This window comes from Cupriavidus sp. DF5525 (genome assembly GCF_040149425.2).
Lineage (GTDB): Bacteria > Pseudomonadota > Gammaproteobacteria > Burkholderiales > Burkholderiaceae > Cupriavidus > Cupriavidus pickettii_A.
This window is the reverse complement of sequence record NZ_CP168266.1, coordinates 2,641,670-2,659,174: the sequence shown is the minus strand read 5'-3', so window position 1 is coordinate 2,659,174 and position 17,505 is coordinate 2,641,670. Positions and strand designations below refer to the sequence as shown.

Annotated in this window: 15 protein-coding genes; 4 read left to right on the top strand and 11 right to left on the bottom strand. The window is 67.8% G+C overall.

Translation table 11 applies throughout. The annotated features are described in order from the left end of the window. Positions 1-51: 51 nt before the first annotated feature. The 6 genes from ABNX08_RS33330 to ABNX08_RS33305 all read right to left on the bottom strand — a co-directional run bounded on the left by ABNX08_RS33330 (position 52) and on the right by ABNX08_RS33305 (position 8,828). Positions 52-1,701 carry a PAS domain-containing methyl-accepting chemotaxis protein gene (locus ABNX08_RS33330; protein WP_022537452.1) on the bottom strand — a complete coding sequence of 550 codons (1,650 nt, stop codon included), beginning with the start codon at positions 1,699-1,701 and terminating at the stop codon, positions 52-54. A gap of 131 nt (positions 1,702-1,832) precedes the next feature. Next, positions 1,833-2,309 (bottom strand): chemotaxis protein CheW, encoded by a 477-nt coding sequence (locus tag ABNX08_RS33325; protein WP_022537451.1) that lies wholly within the window; start codon positions 2,307-2,309, stop codon positions 1,833-1,835. Between the two features lie 141 nt (positions 2,310-2,450). Beyond that, a complete protein-coding gene (locus tag ABNX08_RS33320) occupies positions 2,451-2,843 on the bottom strand; it encodes a response regulator (RefSeq protein WP_022537450.1) in 393 nt (130 codons plus the stop codon). A 234-nt stretch (positions 2,844-3,077) separates the two neighbouring features. Then, positions 3,078-4,814, bottom strand: coding sequence for an IS1634 family transposase (locus ABNX08_RS33315; RefSeq protein WP_022534593.1), 1,737 nt, complete (start codon positions 4,812-4,814; stop codon positions 3,078-3,080). Between the two features lie 168 nt (positions 4,815-4,982). Beyond that, positions 4,983-6,944 carry a bifunctional diguanylate cyclase/phosphodiesterase gene (locus tag ABNX08_RS33310; protein ID WP_022537449.1) on the bottom strand — a complete coding sequence of 654 codons (1,962 nt, stop codon included), beginning with the start codon at positions 6,942-6,944 and terminating at the stop codon, positions 4,983-4,985. A 114-nt stretch (positions 6,945-7,058) separates the two neighbouring features. After that, positions 7,059-8,828 carry a methyl-accepting chemotaxis protein gene (locus tag ABNX08_RS33305; RefSeq protein WP_022537448.1) on the bottom strand — a complete coding sequence of 590 codons (1,770 nt, stop codon included), beginning with the start codon at positions 8,826-8,828 and terminating at the stop codon, positions 7,059-7,061. A 577-nt stretch (positions 8,829-9,405) separates the two neighbouring features. On the opposite strand from ABNX08_RS33305, the gene ABNX08_RS33300 reads away from it, so the two are divergent. Then, positions 9,406-9,714, top strand: coding sequence for an H-NS family nucleoid-associated regulatory protein (locus ABNX08_RS33300; RefSeq protein ID WP_022537447.1), 309 nt, complete (start codon positions 9,406-9,408; stop codon positions 9,712-9,714). A gap of 148 nt (positions 9,715-9,862) precedes the next feature. Here the strand turns inward: ABNX08_RS33300 and galE are convergent, their stop codons facing one another. Beyond that, on the bottom strand, positions 9,863-10,882 hold the full coding sequence (gene galE, locus ABNX08_RS33295) for a UDP-glucose 4-epimerase GalE (protein WP_022537446.1): 1,020 nt from the start codon (positions 10,880-10,882) through the stop codon (positions 9,863-9,865). Positions 10,883-11,055: 173 nt separating this feature from the next. Continuing rightward, positions 11,056-12,081 carry a tyrosine-type recombinase/integrase gene (locus tag ABNX08_RS33290; RefSeq protein ID WP_022537445.1) on the bottom strand — a complete coding sequence of 342 codons (1,026 nt, stop codon included), beginning with the start codon at positions 12,079-12,081 and terminating at the stop codon, positions 11,056-11,058. A gap of 218 nt (positions 12,082-12,299) precedes the next feature. Here ABNX08_RS33290 and ABNX08_RS33285 point away from each other — a divergent pair, with 218 nt between their 5' ends. Together ABNX08_RS33285 and ABNX08_RS33280 are read left to right on the top strand one after the other, a co-directional pair. Further along, entirely contained in the window at positions 12,300-12,734 is a 435-nt protein-coding gene (locus tag ABNX08_RS33285) for a nuclear transport factor 2 family protein (protein WP_022537444.1), read from the top strand. A 68-nt stretch (positions 12,735-12,802) separates the two neighbouring features. Continuing rightward, the gene (locus ABNX08_RS33280) at positions 12,803-13,798 is read left to right on the top strand and encodes a nitronate monooxygenase family protein (protein WP_022537443.1); all 996 of its coding nucleotides are present in this window, start codon (positions 12,803-12,805) and stop codon (positions 13,796-13,798) included. A gap of 45 nt (positions 13,799-13,843) precedes the next feature. On the opposite strand, the gene ABNX08_RS33275 is transcribed toward ABNX08_RS33280, so the two are convergent. Beyond that, positions 13,844-14,425: a PadR family transcriptional regulator gene (locus tag ABNX08_RS33275; protein WP_022537442.1), complete on the bottom strand. Its 582-nt coding sequence runs from the start codon at positions 14,423-14,425 to the stop codon at positions 13,844-13,846. 324 nt (positions 14,426-14,749) lie between these two features. Between ABNX08_RS33275 and ABNX08_RS33270 the strand changes: the two genes are divergently transcribed. Further along, positions 14,750-14,974 carry a hypothetical protein gene (locus tag ABNX08_RS33270; protein WP_022537441.1) on the top strand — a complete coding sequence of 75 codons (225 nt, stop codon included), beginning with the start codon at positions 14,750-14,752 and terminating at the stop codon, positions 14,972-14,974. Positions 14,975-15,098: 124 nt separating this feature from the next. Here ABNX08_RS33270 and ABNX08_RS33265 read toward each other — a convergent pair whose 3' ends face one another. Both ABNX08_RS33265 and ABNX08_RS33260 read right to left on the bottom strand, forming a co-directional pair. Next, positions 15,099-16,262, bottom strand: a complete 1,164-nt coding sequence (locus ABNX08_RS33265) for a tripartite tricarboxylate transporter substrate binding protein (protein ID WP_022537440.1) — start codon at positions 16,260-16,262, stop codon at positions 15,099-15,101. A gap of 45 nt (positions 16,263-16,307) precedes the next feature. Continuing rightward, positions 16,308-17,444 (bottom strand): hypothetical protein, encoded by a 1,137-nt coding sequence (locus tag ABNX08_RS33260; protein WP_022537439.1) that lies wholly within the window; start codon positions 17,442-17,444, stop codon positions 16,308-16,310. Between the last annotated feature and the right edge of the window lie 61 nt (positions 17,445-17,505).

Below are 17,505 nucleotides of genomic sequence, written 5' to 3'. Positions count from 1 at the left end.
CATGCGGGTCATTGCCCGCACCTGCGGATCGGACTGGCCTGGCGCAACGCACTAGGCCCGTGCCAGTGATTGAACGGCGTCGGCGCGCTCGATGCTCTTCTTACGCTGCGGCCTCACCTCGGCCTGCATGCTGACGCGGAACGTGGCGATGGCATCGCGCAGGCGCAGCGATTGCTCTTCGAGCGAACCTGCGGCGGCGGCAGTCTCTTCCACCAGCGCCGCGTTCTGCTGCGTGCCCTCGTCCATCTGCGCCACGGCCTGGTTGACCTGTTCGATGCCGGAACTCTGCTCGGCCGAGGCCGCGCTGATCTCGCCCATGATGTCGGTCACGGACTTCACGGCCTGCACGATCTCGTCCATGGTCTTGCCGGCCTGGCCCACCAGCGCCGACCCGTTGTCCACGCGCTCCACGGTATCGCCGATCAGGCCCTTGATTTCCTTGGCGGCGTTGGCGCTGCGCTGCGCCAGGCCGCGCACCTCGCCCGCGACCACGGCAAAGCCACGGCCCTGCTCGCCGGCACGCGCGGCTTCCACCGCGGCGTTCAGCGCCAGGATATTGGTCTGGAAGGCGATGCCTTCGATCACGCCGATGATGTCGACGATCTTCTTCGAGGCATCGTTGATCTCGTCCATGGTGTGCACCACGCGGCCTACCACTTCGCCACCGCGCAGCGCGGTTTCCGAAGCGTTGGCAGCGAGGCCGCTGGCCTGCCGCGCGTTGTCCGCGTTCTGGCGCACCGTGCTGGTCAGCTCTTCCATGCTCGAAGCGGTCTGCTCCAGCGAAGCCGCCTGCTGCTCCGTGCGTTGCGACAAGTCGTTATTGCCCGCGGCCACCTGGCGCGTCGCCGTGGCAATGCTCGCCATGCCTTCCTGGATCTCGTGCACCACCGACAGCAGGCTGCGCTGCATGGTCTGCATGGCCTGCGCCAGCGCACCGATCTCGTCCTTGCTGCGGTGCTCGAAGCGGGTGGTCAGGTCGCCCGCGCCCATGCGCAGCGCAAAGTCCAGCATGTCGCGCACCGGCCGGTTCACGCGTGCCAGCAGCATGGTGCCGGCCGCGAACGACGTCGCCAGCGCCAGCGCAAAGCCGCTCCACAGCCACGGGCGCAGCACTGCAGCGCCTTCCTTGTCGAGGATCTCAACCGCTGCCAATGCCGCCAGGAACCACACCAGCCCGCCGGCCTGCGCCCACAGGATGCGGCGCTTCAGGTTCATGCGCAGCAGTCGCTGCACCAGCCCGGCCAGGCCGGTGCGCACCACCGCGCCGTCGCGGATCGCCAGCCCCGCCGCGCGGCCCGCGCGAAAACGCGCATACGCGGCGCCTGCGGCCTCGACCTGCTCGCGCGTCGCCATCGAGCGCACCGAGGTGTAGCCCACCACGCGGCCGTCCACGCGCGTGGGCGTGACGGTCGCGCTGACCCAGTAGAAGTCGCCGTTCTTGCGGCGGTTCTTGACCACGCCCATCCAGCTGCGGCCGGCTTCCAGGTTCTGCCACAGGTCGGCGAACGCTTCCGGCGGCATGTCGGGGTGGCGCACCAGGTTGTGCGGCGCGCCCAGCAGTTCCTCGGCCGGATAGCCGCTGGCCTCGATGAAGGCGCGGTTGGCAAAGGTGATACGGCCCTTGAGGTCCGTGCGCGAGATCAGGTAGTCCGACGGGGAGAGCTGGTGTTCGCGCTGCGTGACGGGTTGGTTGTTTCGCATCTATGACAGTACTGCTTGCCCGGGAGCAGCCATGCACGGTGGGATGGCGCGCCAGGCCCCGGGCGGTTTCGATCCGGCTGGCGTGGTTCGGCGGCCGGACGGCGGGGGCGGAGAAAGCGGTAAGACAGGAATCAGGACACGGCTTCGAGCGCCGCCAGTTCTTCGGTATTGAGCAGCTTCTCGATATCGACCAGGATCAGCATGCGTTGCTCGACCGAGCCGAGCCCGCGGATGTAATCGGTGGCCAGTTCGCCGGAGAAGTGCGGCGTGGGCTTGATCTGCGCGGCCGTGAGCGTCAGCACGTCGGACACGCCGTCCACTACGATGCCGGTGGTGCGGTCGTTGAGGTCGACGATGATGACCACGGTGTACTGGTCGTAGCTGACCTTCTGCTGGCGGAACTTGATGCGCAGGTCGATGATCGGCACGATGATGCCGCGCAGGTTGATCACGCCCTTGATGTAGTCCGGCGCATTGGCAATCTGGGTGACGGACTCGTAGCCGCGGATTTCCTGGACCTTCAGGATGTCGATGCCGTATTCCTCCCGCCCGAGCGTAAAGGCCAGGAATTCTTCCACCGCGCCGTCTGCCTTGTCGATGTGCTTCATCGTCTAGCCCCCAAATTTGGCTGATGCTGGTTTTCTGGCGCTGCGGCGGCAGTGGCCGCTGGCGGGCGCCGGGGCGTGACTTCGCCCACCAGTGTTTACGGCAGCCAGGCGGGGTGACTGAAGGGCGACGCCGCGCTTTCCTTACCCTTCCGTGGAGGGGTGCGGGGGCGCCAGCAGCGCGGCCACGGCCTGCATCAGTTCATCCGGATCGAAGGGCTTGGGCAGGAAGCCCGAGGCGCCGGCGGCGCGCGCCTGTGCGCGGATGCTGCCGTCATGCTCGGTGGTCAGCATCAGGATCGGGATGCGCGCGTAGCGTTCGGTGGCGCGCAGGCTGCGGATCAGCGTGAGGCCGTCCATCCCCGGCATGACCTGGTCGGTGACCAGCATGCCGAAGCTGGCGCCGGCAGCGAGCGCATGCGCCTGGTCGCCATCGGCGGCCTCGGTGACATCGAACCCGCCGGCGCGCAGGCACGCGCCGATCATGCGGCGAAGCGAAGGGGAATCGTCGACGACGAGGATGCTGGGCGATGACATGGGACGCCTCCGGTTTGCAGGGCTCGGTTGATCCGCCTGGAAGTTTGGCAGCGTGGACGGCGCGGACGGCGACGGACGGGCCGGCCCGAGAACCAGTCCTCAGGGCTGAGCCGCTGCCAGCGTCGTTATCGGCAGCGCGGCCGGCGTTCTTTAGCCCGAAGTTCACCAGCCGCCTGGGCGAGTTTCCCCTTTTGCGACAACCACTTGTCGTGATTCCCGTGTTCCAGTTTCTGTCTACACGCGGATTTGCTGAAGCAATTCCAGAGCCTGCTTCTGTTTCGCGTTGGCCGTGGTGACGAGTTCGAACGTCGGCACTTCAGCGCCAGCGCTGGGTGTGCGGCAGGTGTTACGCACGATCGTGGCGAGTTCGGCCATCAAGCTCGAGAAGCTGTGCACGGGCGTGCCGTCGTCAAGTGTGTGGCGCGCCGCCTTGGCCAGCGCTGCCGCAGAGCGCACGGCAGGCGCCACCGGATCACGCGTGGCCTTGGCGGCCTGATCCGGGTCGGCGAACATCAGTTCGCGCCAAGCCTCACGCATGTGCCATTCGACGTAGTAGGCCAGCATGCACAGCAGGATATGCGCACGCACCCGATCGGCCGTGCGGTGATGGATTGGCCGCACCTTCAGGTCCACCGTTTTTAGCGAACGGAACGCGCGCTCCACGTTGGCCAGCGCCTTGTAGTTGCGCACGCACTCGGCCGAGTCCATCTGCGCCGCACTCACCGAAGTGCGGATGATGTAGAGGCCGTCGAGCGCCGCCTCGCGGGCGATGCCCTCGCTGTTGCGGCTGAACGTGAAGGCCGCGTCGTCGATACTCAGCGCAAAGTGCTTGGCCACCTTGTACTTGTCGATCACCTTGCCCACGCGCAGGCCGATCTGATCGCGCCCGGCAAGCTTGCCCGCCTGCACGCGGGCAACGATCGGCTGCAGGCACGCCTCGGTGGCCGCCAGCAACTCTTCTCGCTTGTGGGCACGTAGCCTGGCCAGTTCCGGATTGCGGCACGCCACCAGCCGCTCGCCCGGATAGTCCGGTGAACTCAGCTCCAGCAGATTGCGCTCGTCGAACAGGCCAAGCTGCAGTTGCCCTTGCTCGAGCAGCGGGCGGATCGAGGCGCTCTTGAGCGCGGTGATCCAGCCCAGGTCACCGCCTTCACGCATCTGGTCGATGGCCTTGCTGGAGATCATGCCGCGATCGCCCACCATGACCAATCGGGAGAGACCAAATTCCTCTTGCAGGCGCCGCACCTCGGGCATGAAGGTCTGGCTGTCGGCCACGTTGCCCTCATGCACCGACACCGCCACTGGGCAGCCGCGCGCATCGGTGAGCAAGCCGTAGTTGACCTGTAGCAGCCCCTTCTTGCCATCGCGGCTGTAGCCAAGCTTGGCCAGCGGGCAGGTGCTGCCCTCGAAGTAGCTGGAGCTCAGGTCATACAGCACCAGGCCACCGGCGCTCAAGTGGCGCGCGGCGAGCTTCTTCTGGATTGTGCCCTGGCGCGCGAGCAGCCAGTCCATTGCCGCGTACAGGTCGTTCTCGTTGGCCTCGGTCACGCCGAAGTCCTCCGCCAGGGTGCTGGTGTGCCACCAGCGCGTGGTGGCCAGCTTCGTGTGCGGCGCCGCGATGCGCGCGGCCACCATCGCCAGCACCAGGTCGCGCTCGCGCGAAGGCTTGGAGGCGATCAGCGAGGCAAAGCCCAGACGCTGCATGGCCGTGGCCACCGCCTGCACGTGGCCGTGAGCGCGCGAGCGTGTCACCTCGAACGCCTCGCCCAGCGGCACGAAGGTCTCGCCCTTGAGTGAGCGGCGGATGATCTCGATCAGTGCCTCGGGCAAGTGGGACAGGTTGCCCAGCGTCTCGTTCTTGACCACGCCGTCCTCGCGGTAACTGCGCCGCAACAGGTGGGTGCGATAGATCTGGTCCTTGTACTTGCGGGTCGTCGTAACGACGTGAGCGGTTCCGTTTCGTGCTGGCATAGCCAGCAGAATAGGAGAAAACCCGCCAATGTCAAGAACTTTTAGTGACTACAAAATGAGGGCATCGAACGCCCCCCGATGAGCCGATTCCTCAATCGGGAAAAGGGCTTCGCGACGCCGCAGCCGCAGCGTCACCATGGAACTTCGGTTTAGCCGGCGCCGCCCGCCTCACTCCCCCTTCAGCGCGCGCAGCGCATCGGCAAACCCGGCGGTATCCAGCGGCAGCGACAGCAGGTAGCCCTGCACCTCGTCGCAACCCATCTCGTTGAGGATCTCCAGCTGCGAGGCCGACTCCACGCCCTCGGCCACCACCTTCATGCGCAGCTCGTGCGCCAGCGCCACCATCGAGCCGACGATGGCGCGGCCCTGCGCATCGGTATCGAGCCCGCCGATCAGCGTGCGGTCGATCTTGAGCGTGCCCACGCGCAGGCGCTTGAGGTAGCCCAGGCTCGAATAGCCGCTGCCGAAGTCGTCCAGCGCCACCTGGATGCCGAGCGACTGCAGCTCGGCCAGGGTCTCCAGCGACTTGCCGATGTCCTTCATCGCCGCGGTCTCAGTGATCTCCAGCGTGATCGCCGAGGGCGGGATGTCGTGCTGGTGGATCTGCTCGAGCAGGTACTGCGGGAAGTTGCGGCTGGCAAAGCGCAGCCCCGAGACGTTGATCGCCACCGGCACCGTGGGCAGGCCGGCGTCCTGCCACAGGCGCACCTGGCGGCAGACGCTGGTCAACACCCAGTCGTCGAGCTTGTCGATCTGGCCGGACTGCTCGGCCACGGTGATGAACTCGGCCGGGCTGACCTGGCCGAGCGCCGGATGGCGCCAGCGGCACAGCGCCTCGGCGCCGACCAGCGTGCGGCGGCGGGCGTCGTATTTGGGCTGGAACTGCAGCGACAGCGCATCGTCCTGGATCGCCAGCCACAGGTCGCGCCGGATCACGCGGGTGCGGCGCGCGCGCTCGCCGGCGGCGCTGTTGAACAGGCGCACCTGGTTCGAACCGCTTTCGCGCGCCTCGGCCAGGCTGACGCGGGCGGCCTGCATCAGCGCCTCGGAGGTCTGCGCGTCGCGCGGGTAGATGGCGATGCCGATATTGACGCCGATCTGCATCTGCAGGCCGCGCGCGGCAATGAACTCGGCCAGCGAGCCCAGCATGCGCGAGCCCAGCTCCTGCGCGCGGCCGTGGTGGACCAGCTCGGGCACGCCCACGGCAAACTCGTCGCGCGCCAGCCGGGCCAGGAAGTCATGCGGCTCGAGCACGGCCTGCGCCAGCGCGCCGGCGTCCTGGGCCAGGATATCGTCGGCGCGGATCTCGAAGACCTCGTCGACCTCGCGGTAGTCGGCAATATGGATCAGCAGCACCGCGCAACCGGTCTCGGCCAGCCGCGCCTGCGCGATGGCCTGGTCCAGCCAACGGCCGAAGGCGACCCGGTCAGGCATCACCGTGGCGACGCTGTACTCGCCCACCGTGCCCTGCCCGCGCGCGGCGGCCCGCACCGTGAGCCGGCCCGGGATGCGCGCGCCGCGGCGCACCTGGCGCGGCTCGGCCAGCCGGTGCACGGGGAGTTCGTCGGGGGCCTCCGCGGCCAGGTCGGCTTCACTACGCGCCGGTGCCGGCAACCAGCCGCGCGACTGGGCCCGGTGGATGACGAACATCAGCGCGCACAGCGCGGTCAGCGCGCCGGCCAGCCAGGCCGGGTGCGGCAGGCCGGCGGCGTCGATGCAGTGGCGCGCCGTGACCGTGCCGGCGCCGCAGGCACGGCCCAGGTGCGTGCCGGCCGCCGCCACCAGGCCGGCGCCGGCCACCACGGCCATGACCGCAGCGCCGCGCCACAGCCGGGTGCCCTGGCGCAGCCACTGCGCCAGCAGCTTGACGGCGGTGGTGGCCGCGGCGGCGGCGGCAAAGCTGACGGCCAGTTGCGCGGTGTCGTTGGCGACTGGCAGGCTGCCGGAAAACACCACCACCACCACGGGCAGGCTGATGGTCAGCTGCGACAGAAGCGCCGCCGACCAGCTCAGCGCGCGCAGCGACCGGCTTCCGGCTCCCTGGTCCGCCCGCCCGGCGCGGACACCGAGGGCGGCGGCCACGCCCAGCAGGGCGGCAAGCAGCAACAGGACGGAACTCAGGACAATCATTGGGCTGCGCGGTGGAGAAAAGTATGCGCGAAGACGAACCGGACGCGGGGCAAACCCCGCATCATGGCATCTTGCGGTCGTCGTGTGAACAAGACAATACTCAGGACGACGCGATCAGAACGCGCTCCAGTCGTCGGCGCCACCTGCCGTGGCGGCTGCCGGGCGGACTGCGGGTCGGGCAACGGGCGCCTGGCGGGCGCTGGCGGCGCGCGATGCGGCGGCCGCGGGAGCAGCCACCATGGCGGCCGCCGGGCCGAGCGCCGGCGCGGTGCGCGCTGCCGCGGCCGAGGTCCGGCTGCTGGCGGCAACCCGGCCGCCAACCGCGCCAGCCCCCGCACCGAGGGTGAACACCGATACCACGTTCTTCAGCTTCCGGGCTTGCTCTTCCAGCGCCCCGGCCGCCGCGGCGGCCTCTTCCACCAGCGCGGCGTTCTGCTGCGTGACCTCGTCCATCTGGTTCACCGCCTGGTTGACCTGCTCGATGCCGGTGGTCTGCTCCAGCGAAGCGGCGCCGATCTCGTTCATGATGTCAGTCACGCGGCGCACCGCCTGGACGATCTCGCCCATGGTCTGCCCGGCTTCGGCCACCAGTCTGGTGCCGCTCTCCACGCGCTGGCCCGACTCGCCGATCAGCGCCTCGATCTCCTTGGCTGCCGACGCCGAGCGCTGCGCCAGGCTGCGCACCTCGCCCGCCACCACGGCAAAGCCGCGGCCCTGCTCGCCGGCGCGGGCGGCTTCCACCGCCGCGTTCAGCGCCAGGATATTGGTCTGGAAGGCAATGCCCTCGATCACGCTGATGATCTCGACCACCTTGCGCGAGGCGCCGTTGATCTCGTTCATGGTATCGACCACGCGGCCCACCACGTCGCCGCCCTTGAGCGCGATCTGCGAGGCCTCGTTGGCCAGCACGCCGGCCTGGCGCGCGTTGTCGGCGTTCTGGCGCACCACCGTGGTCAGCTCTTCCATGCTGGCGGCGGTCTGCTCCAGCGACGAGGCCTGTTCCTCGGTGCGCTGCGACAGGTCCAGGTTGCCGGTGGAAATCTGCTGCGTGGCCGACGCCATCGAATCGGCGCCGGTGCGCACCTCGGCGACGATGCCCGACAGGCTCGCCTGCATCGCGGCCAGCGCCTGCATCATGCGGCCGACCTCGTTCTTCGAGATGCTGGTGATGCGCGAGGTCAGGTCGCCACGGGCGATGCGCTCGAATACGGCGAGCGCTTCCGCCACCGGCGTGACGATGGCACGGTTGAGCGTGAAGGTGCACAGCGCCGCCACCACCAGCCCCAGCACGATCAGCGCGACCGCGAGCATGCGGATGCGCTCGTAGCTGGCCTGTGCGGCGTCGAAATTGGCCTGGCCGGTTTCCATCAGGAATTTCTGCAGCTTCTCGTGCGCGGCCGACATGCTGCGCTGCAGGTCAGGCAGCACCTTCTTCGCCAGCCGTACCGCCTCTTCCTGGTTGCCTGCGAGCGCGGCCGCCTGCAGCGGCAGCACGCCCTGCTCCATGAAGGCCTGGCGACGCTTGTCCAGTTCGGCGGCCAGCGGCTTCTCCTGGTCGTGCTGCGGCAGGCTGGTGTAGCGCTTCCAGGCCGCTTCCGAGGCTTCCACGAATACCTTGGAGCGGTCTACGTTGACCTTGGGGTCATCCTGCTCGCCCTGCATGACGTTGCGGTCCAGCGCCAGCCGCATGCGCGTGGTAGCCAGCATGGCGTCGCTCAGCGCGGCGGTCGATGCCAGCTGGATCGAATAAGTCTCCCTGAGCGCTTCGTTGCTTTGCGATATCCCGTGCAGCCCCGCCCCCCCGACCAGCAGCAGCAGCAACGACAGCATTCCCATGGCGCCCCGTAGCAGGGTCTTGATCTGGATATTGTTTTGGAAAGACATGATGAAAGGAGACTGTGAGCAATCCACAAGGCCGACCCCTGGCCCCGGTACGGCAGGACCGACACTCCGACGATCCGCCCTGCCCGGATAACGGCGAAGCCCTTCTCATCCTTGAGCAAACGCACCGGCCACCGGGCAAAATCCGCGGGAATTGCTCCCATGTCGGTTATCCGGCACAGTGTTTTTGCTGCAGTGCGGGCGGAAACGCGCTTTCTGCCGTGGGGCTGTCGATTATGGCGATTTGATTTTAGCGTGGGGCTCCGTGGCGGTCTCCGGCATGGCTCGCACTTGGCTCAGACACAAAGCACTCTTTATGTGCAGAGGTTTCGCTGCCGCACCGAAGGCATGGCAGCGCGACGGAAAAACGGCGACCCACATTGACACCGAAAGTTCACACCAATATCGGCATCAAGATTTTTCGCAAAAACGGCGCCGGATAAGCGGAGCGGGATTTGCAGGGCGTCCCTACCCCGTTATAATTGTTTTCGGCATTTCACCGACCGCATACCCTTCGCAGTACCGCTGCACCATAGCAGCATCATCACCGCATTCCACCCTACCGGAAACCGAGGACGCAATGGCGACTTATCAGGAAATCGTTCAGAAAATCAGTGAACTGCAGAAGCAAGCCGAGGAAATCAAGGCACGCGAACAATCCGCGGTGATCGCCGATATTCGCGAGAAAATCGAGCAATATGGCCTGACCGCGGAAGACCTCGGTTTTGGCACCAAGGCACCGGCCGGCAAGAAGGCCGTCAACCGCAAGGTGCCGGTGCGCTACCGCGACAGCGCCGGCAATACCTGGACCGGCCGTGGCAAGCGCCCGGGCTGGCTGACCCAGGCCCTGGCCCAGGGCAAATCGGTCGAAGACTTCCTGATCCGCTGAGCGCACGCTCCGGCAGATGGCAAAACGCCACGGAATTAATCCGTGGCGTTTTTGCTTGGGCGGCCGCAAGGCAGGTTTTGCAGGGTGCCAGGCCCCTCCGGGGGCGCCGCAGAAACGGGTACGCCCGCCTGTTGGCGGGCGCCGACCATCAGGCATCGAACCCCTGCGGGTTCATCGACTGCCAGCGCCACGAGTCCTGGCACATCCGGTCGATGTCGTGCTGCGCGCGCCAGCCCAGCAGCTGGTTGGCCAGCGCCGGATCGGCATAGCACGAGGCGATATCGCCTGGGCGCCGGGCCACGATCTCATACGGCACCGGCTTGCCGCTGGCGCGCTGGTAGGCATTGACCACCTCCAGCACGCTGTAGCCGCGGCCCGTGCCCAGGTTCACGGTCATGCCCTTGCCCTGGCCGCGCAGGTAGCCCAGCGCCGCCAGGTGGCCGTCAGCCAGGTCGCACACGTGGATATAGTCGCGCACGCCGGTACCGTCCGGCGTTGGATAGTCGCCGCCGAATACCATCAGTTTCTCGCGGCGCCCGCCGGCGACCTGCGCCACATAAGGCATCAGGTTATTCGGAATACCGCGCGGATCCTCGCCGATCAGGCCGCTTTCATGTGCGCCGACCGGATTGAAATAGCGCAGGTAGGCAATGCGCCATGACGGATCGGATTTTTCCAGGTCGCGCAGGATTTGCTCGCCCATCAGCTTGGTCTGGCCGTACGGATTGGTTGCCGACAGCGGGAAATCCTCCAGGATCGGCACCGCATGCGGATTGCCATAAACCGTGGCCGAGGAACTGAACACCAGCTCTTTCACGCCGGCAGTGCGCATCGCCGCGCATACCGTCAGCAGTCCGTCCAGGTTGTTGCTGTAATACTCCAGCGGCTGGCTTACGGATTCGCCCACTGCCTTGAGCGCGGCAAAATGAATCACCGCGCTGATGCGGTGTTCGGCAAACAGCCGGTCCAGCAGCGCGCGGTCGCGCACGTCACCCTGCACAAAATGCGGGACCTGGCCGGTAATGGTGGCCAGCCGCTCGACCACCACCGGACTGCTGTTGCACAGATTATCCAGGCCGATCACGTTGTAGCCGGCATTGAGCAGCGAGACCCAGGTATGTGAGGCGATATAGCCGGTGGCGCCGGTAAGGAGCAATGTTTCGGACATGGAAATTGGCGTGGGTGTCGATTTCAGGGCCGGAAGTCGCAGGCCGGCCGATTCAGGAAATGGCGCAGGCGCCGCTTGCCGCCACGGCGGGGCCGGACGAAGTCACATATTATCCACGATGCGCCGCGGCGGCCCGGGCGGCTGACCCATACATGCCGGCGGCAGCAGGCGCGCTAGGGTTGCGCTTCGGCCGTCGCGGACACCAGCCCGGCACGCGCCTGCCAGGCTTCATAGGCGGCGCGCAGGCGCCAGCCCGATTCCAGGTCGCGCATGCCGAGGCATTGCGCCACCTCGGCCGGCGCCGTGCCCGCCTCGAAATGCATCGCGGCGCAAGTATTGCGCAGCGTCTGCGGCGAGGCTCGTTCGCTGCGGCCCGCCAGCACGCCGGCCTCGTCCAGCAGGATCTCCACGCGCCGATAGACCGAAGCGGCATGCATCGGCCGCCCGGCTGGCAGCGCCGGAAACACCAGGCCGCCCAGCGTGCCAGAGACCTCGCGCAGCGCCAGCCATGCCCGCAGCGGCGCATGGGCCAGGGGAAACAGCGGCACCGTATAGGCCCGGCCGTTGTCCGCGCGGACCATGCGCAGCGCCATCCTGCCCGGCGCGCCATCGTCCACCGCATCCACCCGCAGCGCCCGGGCTTCTGCCACCTTCAGCCCGCCACCGAGCAGCACAGCCAGCAGCGCCGTGTCGCGGGCGCGCTTCCATTGGGTAGGCGAGGCCGCCCCGCGCTCGTCACCGGGCGGAGGCAGGCTGGCCGGGCCGAGGATGCGCGCGACCAGCAGGTCGCGCTCGCCGGGCAGCAGGAAGGCGGTGGGGTCGTTCTCACCATCGGCCAGGTGCGCGCGTACCGCCTGGCTGCCGGGGTTGTGCATGCCTTCGCGCAGCCGCGCCAGGTGGTGGAAGACCCGCTCGATCAGTCGCGTGTATCGGTAGCGGTGCGACTTGTGCAGCTGCTGCGCGTCCAGGAATTCGCCGATCTGCTCCGCCGACCAGCTCAGCGGTGGCAGGCCGCGCTCGGCCGACCAGCGCAGCAGCTTGCCCCACATGGCGCGGTACACCACGCTGGTGCCGTGCCGAAAGCCGTGCCGCGCCAGCCACCCGTCGAAGGCACGCTCCGGATGCTCGCGCCAGGCGGCCAGGTCGGCATCGAACAAGGCCGCCTGTTCAGGGTGGGCGGCGCTGGGCTTAGTGGTCACTGACTCTCCTGCTGGGGCCGGCCGGCGGCGGGTTGCGATGCGCCTATTGTAGACAACCCGTCACTGCGCTGGAGGTGGGCGGCGGCGCCTGCCGTCCGTCGCTTGCACGGTGCCACAGACCGTGCTACCTTTCGACTCACTATGCAACTGGTTGCATATAACCCAGACCCGCAGATCCGAAGAGACGCCGCGCACCGACGCCAGCCAAGGAGACCTCCGTGACCACCGCCAACCTGATTCCCGCCGCGCAGGCTTCGCTCGACGCCTGGCACCAGATGATCGCCACCAACTCGATGGCCGGGCTGGACGCCATCGTCGCCGACGAGGTCGTGTTCCGCTCGCCGGTCGCGCACACGCCGTATCCCGGCCGCGCCGCGATCGCGCTGGTGCTGACCACGGTGAACCAGGTGTTCCAGGACTTCCGCTACCACCGCGGCTTTGTCAGCGAGGATGGCCACAGCGTGGTGCTCGAGTTCAGCGCCGCGGTGGAGGGCAAGGCGCTCAAGGGCATCGACATGATCCGCTTCGACGACGCCGGGCGCATCGTCGAATTCGAAGTCATGGTCCGGCCGCGGTCGGGCCTGGACGCGCTTGCCGCCGCCATGGGCGCGCGGCTTGGCAGCCAGAAGGACGTGCTGACCGGCGCGGCCTGAGCCGTCGCCACATCGGCCCAAACCCGCACAGATTTCCGTATCACCGTACCACCCAGGAGACATCTCAAATGGCCCTTCCCGCCCTGCTGCAGAACCGGCTGTCGCTGCCGGTGGTCTGCTCGCCGCTGTTCATCATTTCCAACCCCGACCTGGTGATCGCCCAGTGCAAGGCCGGCGTGGTGGGTTCGTTCCCGGCGCTGAACGCGCGTCCGGCGCCCAAGCTGGAGGAATGGCTGGACCGCATCACCACCGAGCTGGCCGAGCATGACGCCAGGCATCCCGATCGCCCGTCGGCACCGTTCGCGGTCAACCAGATCGTGCACAAGTCCAACGACCGGCTCGAGCATGACCTGGAGCTGTGCGTGCGCTACAAGGTGCCGATTGTGATCACCTCGCTGGGCGCGCGCACCGAAGTCAATGAAGCGGTGCATTCGTACGGCGGCATCGTGCTGCACGACGTGATCAACAACACGTTCGCGCGCAAGGCCATCGAGAAGGGCGCCGACGGGCTGGTGGCGGTGGCTGCCGGCGCGGGCGGCCATGCCGGCACGCTGTCGCCGTTTGCGCTGCTGCACGAGATCCGCGAATGGTTCGACGGCCCGCTGCTGCTGTCGGGCGCGATTTCCAGCGGCGACGCCATCCTAGCCGCGCAGGCCGCGGGCGCCGACCTGGCCTATATCGGCTCGGCCTTCATTGCCACGCAGGAAGCCAATGCGCACGACGGCTACAAGCAGATGATCGTCGACAGCAGCGCCAACGACATCGTCTATTCGAACCTGTTCACCGGCGTGCACGGCAACTACCTGCGCGGCAGCATCGAGCGCGCGGGACTGGATCCGGCCGCGCTGCCGCAATCCGATCCGTCGAAGATGAATTTCGGCTCGGCCAGCGCGAAGGCGTGGAAGGATATCTGGGGCGCCGGCCAGGGCGTGGGCGCGATCAAGCGCGTGGTGCCGGCGGCCGAACTGGTGCGCCGCTTTGCCGAGGAGTATGCGCTGGCGCGGCGCCGGCTGGGCCTGGGCGAGGCCAGCGCGGCGGGTGCGCGCGCGGTGGACGTCGCCTGAGGCGTCGCGACATTTGCAGCAAGCGCCGGCTCGCGAGCCGGCGTTTTACTTTGCGGCGGCAGATTGCCCCAGGGACTTCTCCAGCAAGGGCAGCAGTTCCTCGCCCCAGGCCACCCAGTCCTGCTCGAAGCGGATCCCCCGCCGCAGCAACGCATAGCGCAACTGCTGCGCGCGATCCATGTCCGGCGCCGAGAAATCGCGCCGCTCGATCGCAAGGTAGGTCTCCAGCCGCGCCTGGTGCAGCGCGAGCAGCCGGCGCATCTCGTCGCCCAGGCCAAGCGGCCCGATCACGGCATCGGCGCGCAGCTTGACCAGGATTTCCTCGCGCTGGTCCAGCCCTGCGCCGGGGGCCAGCACCCAGCGCGCCAGCTCGTCGCGTCCGGCGGGCAATACCCGGTAGACCTTCTTGCGGTTCTTGCGATCGGCCGCGGGCCCGTCGCCATCCGCCGCGTCGCTCTCGTCGGCAACGATCCAGCCGCTGTCCGCCATCCGTCCCAGCTCGCGATAGATCTGCTGGTGGGTGGCATGCCAGAAATAGCCGATGGAACGGTCAAAGCGCCGCGCCAGGTCATAGCCGGACGACGGCTTCTCGATCAGGGAAATCAACAAGGCGTGCTGGGTCGACATGCAGCTTGGCAGTGGCCCGTCGGGGACGGTTAATGATTTTTGGATGTGGATGCGGCCGCCAGACACACGCGCCGGCGGTCCGCACTCCGCAAGACAGGCGTAATGTTATCGCACTGGCAGGCGCCCCCGGCAGGTTGCCGGCTGGCTCGCCCGATTTCGGCGGTGAAGTTGAATTTGTCAGTTTCGAAGTTTCCTGGCAGACAGAATTAAAAAACACTGAATAGCATTTTTCTGCCAGCTGCCATACATTCGATACATTGAATCCAGTGCGAGCTAAAAAAACAGCCTCCCGGCCGCACCATGCGCCAACCGTGGACTATGACCATGACCGGAAGACCCATGCTTGCTGAAGACCGCGACGTCGCCTGGGAAGCCGACGCCCAGCGTCCGCTCGGCTTCCTGCCGCCCATGCGCGACAAGGCGCCCATCTATTACCGGCTGCCCGATACGCCGGACGGCCACCATATCAAGGAATTCGCCAGCGGCCTGCGCCAGCTGGTGCGTTTTGTCGGTGTCGAGGAACAGGTCGTCAAATACAACCTGGGATAGACCGCCGCGCGACCCTTTTTCCTGTGGTTGTCTCCTCCGAGCCCGATCCTGCGGGCAGGGACTTGAACCCGCGAAGCTCGCGGGTTTTTTTCTTCAGGCTGAAAAGTCCAGCGGGAACCCGTAGCTATCCCAGCCGTGACCGCACCTGCCCGATCACCTCCCGCCACATCTCCCGTTGCGCCGCGAGGTAGGCCGCCGCCGCGGCGCCGCTCAGCGCCAGCGGCTCCGCACCGTCCTGCCTCAGGCGCTGGCGCAACGCAGGCTGGCCTTGCAGCAGCCGTTGCAGGCGTTCGGCCAGGTCTGCATAGTGCGAGCGCGGCATGCCCGGCGCTGCCAGCAGGCCGTACCACGCCGACTGGACCATGCCGCCGATGCCGGCCTCGGCAAACGTAGGGGTGGACGGTGCCAGCGGGCTGCGCCGTTCGCCGGTCACCGCCAGCGCCCGCACCCTGCCCTGTCGCAACAGTGGCAGCGCAGCCTGCAACGTGCTGACCAGCATGGCGATATGCCCGCCCTGCAGGTCGGTCAGCGCGCGGGCGCTGCCGGGATAAGGGATATGCGCCATGTCGGCGCCCGCCTGCCGGCACATCAGCTCGCCGACCAGGTGAGCGCTGGAATGGATGCCGAGCGAGGCAAAGGCCAGTTGCCCCGGCTGTTGCCGCGCATGTTCGAGCCACGCATGCAGCTCGGCGACCGGCGCAACACCCGCTGGTGCGGCACCGCTGGTCAGCAGCACATGCGGCGTACTGGCGATCACCGCGACCGGATGCAGGCGCTCAGCGCCGGCTGCCTGCTGCGACAGCAGCGGCGCGATGCTGACCGAGCCCACCGTACCCAGCAACAGCATGGGGCGCCCGGCCGGCGCGCGCAGCACTGCTTGCAAGGCGAGCAGGCCAGCGGCACCGGGGCGGTTCTCGACCAGCACGGGATAGCCGTCGGCGGCGAGGCTGTCGGCGACAAGCCGCGCGATATGGTCGGCGCCGCCGCCGGCGCCATAGCCGACCACCAGGCGCGGCAGGTCAGCTGCCGACGCGAGCCGCGGCAATACCAGTCTGGCGGTTGCCGCCAGCATGCCAGCCGCGGCCAGGCGCAGGCATTGTCGCCGGCGCATCGGACCATGGGCGAGGGCGTTGTCGGGATCGCGACCCCGCCGCGCCGCAGCGCGCCGGGCGTCGCGCTGGAACTTGGGCTGGAACAAGCTAAGGGCGAAGGCGCAATTGGCATTGGGACCGGCCAGCGCATCGGCGCGGGCGTCCGCCAGAGGCGGCGGACCGCTGGATGGTAGCACCGCATCGCCGCGCTGGCCGCCCGGGCAAACCCCGCGCTTCGCGCCTCAGAGCTGCGGTGCCCGGCAGGCCGCGCCGTCCTTGTTGGCCGATTCCGGCAGGCCGAACACGGCCTTTGCCCCGCACTGCGAGCCGAACATGTGCGCCTGGTCATGGCCGACGCCCACCACTTCAAAGGCCTGGTGGCGAATCACCAGGCCCGGGCTGGCCAGGTAGCGCTCATAGCGCAGATAGCCGCGCGCGCGCTGCAGTCGCGTGGGGCCTTCAGCCTCGGCGCCGCAGGCCTTGTCGAGCACGCTGTGGTTGGGGTCGTTGTCTTCCGTGCCGGCCAGGTACGTCATCTGCCGTGCGGCGTAGCGCTTGTACAGCGACAGGCCGTTGGCGCCCTGCGCATATGGCACGATGTCCTGCATGCCGTAGCGGTACTTGTCGTAGTCGGGGCAGACGGCCTTGTCATACGGGGCGAACGACTTGCGGTCCGGGCCGGCCGGGCGCACCGGCGTGAAGTAGAGATAGGACGAGGGGTTCGCCACCACGTAGCGCAGGTCGATGCCGCGCGCGCGGATGCGCTCGTCAACATTGTTCAGCACCGCGTAGCGATGCACGATCTGTGCACCGCCCGAGTGCCCCGCCACCGTCACCTTCGCCACCTGCGGCAGGCGCGACTTGTCGGTGACGAAGGCGACCAGGTCGTCCAGCACCTGCAGCGAACTGACCGAGAACGGCGCGTTCACCGCATTCTCGCCGCTCATCCAGCCCTGCACCGACCATTGCGGCATGCCATCGAAGCCCTTGCGCTGGTCGGGCGTGCCGGGGAAGTTGGGCGCGACCAGCAGCACTTCTTCCGGATTGCGGCCGCTTGCCTTCAGCAGCGCGGCGCCGGCGGCGTAGTAATCGTCGCCGTTGCGCTGCAGGCCGTGCTGCATGAAGACGACCTCGCGGATGCGCGACAGGTCGCCATCGAGCGGGTGGTTGGCATACACCGGGAAGTCATAGCCGCCACCCGCGCCAAGATGCACTCGCTGCCAGTGGGGCTTGGCGGCGGCGGCAGCGGCCGGCTTGCCGGCGGCGGGCGGCGCCTCGGGCACACTGGCGCAACCGGCCAGCGCGGCGACAGCGATGGCGGCGCAGGCCAGGCGCCGGGCTGGCTGTCGTTGCACGATGAGAGCGATGGCATCAAGCATGGGATAGCGTCTCCTGTGGAATTCTGCCGATGGTAGGCCAGTTGTAGCGCCTTGAAAAATA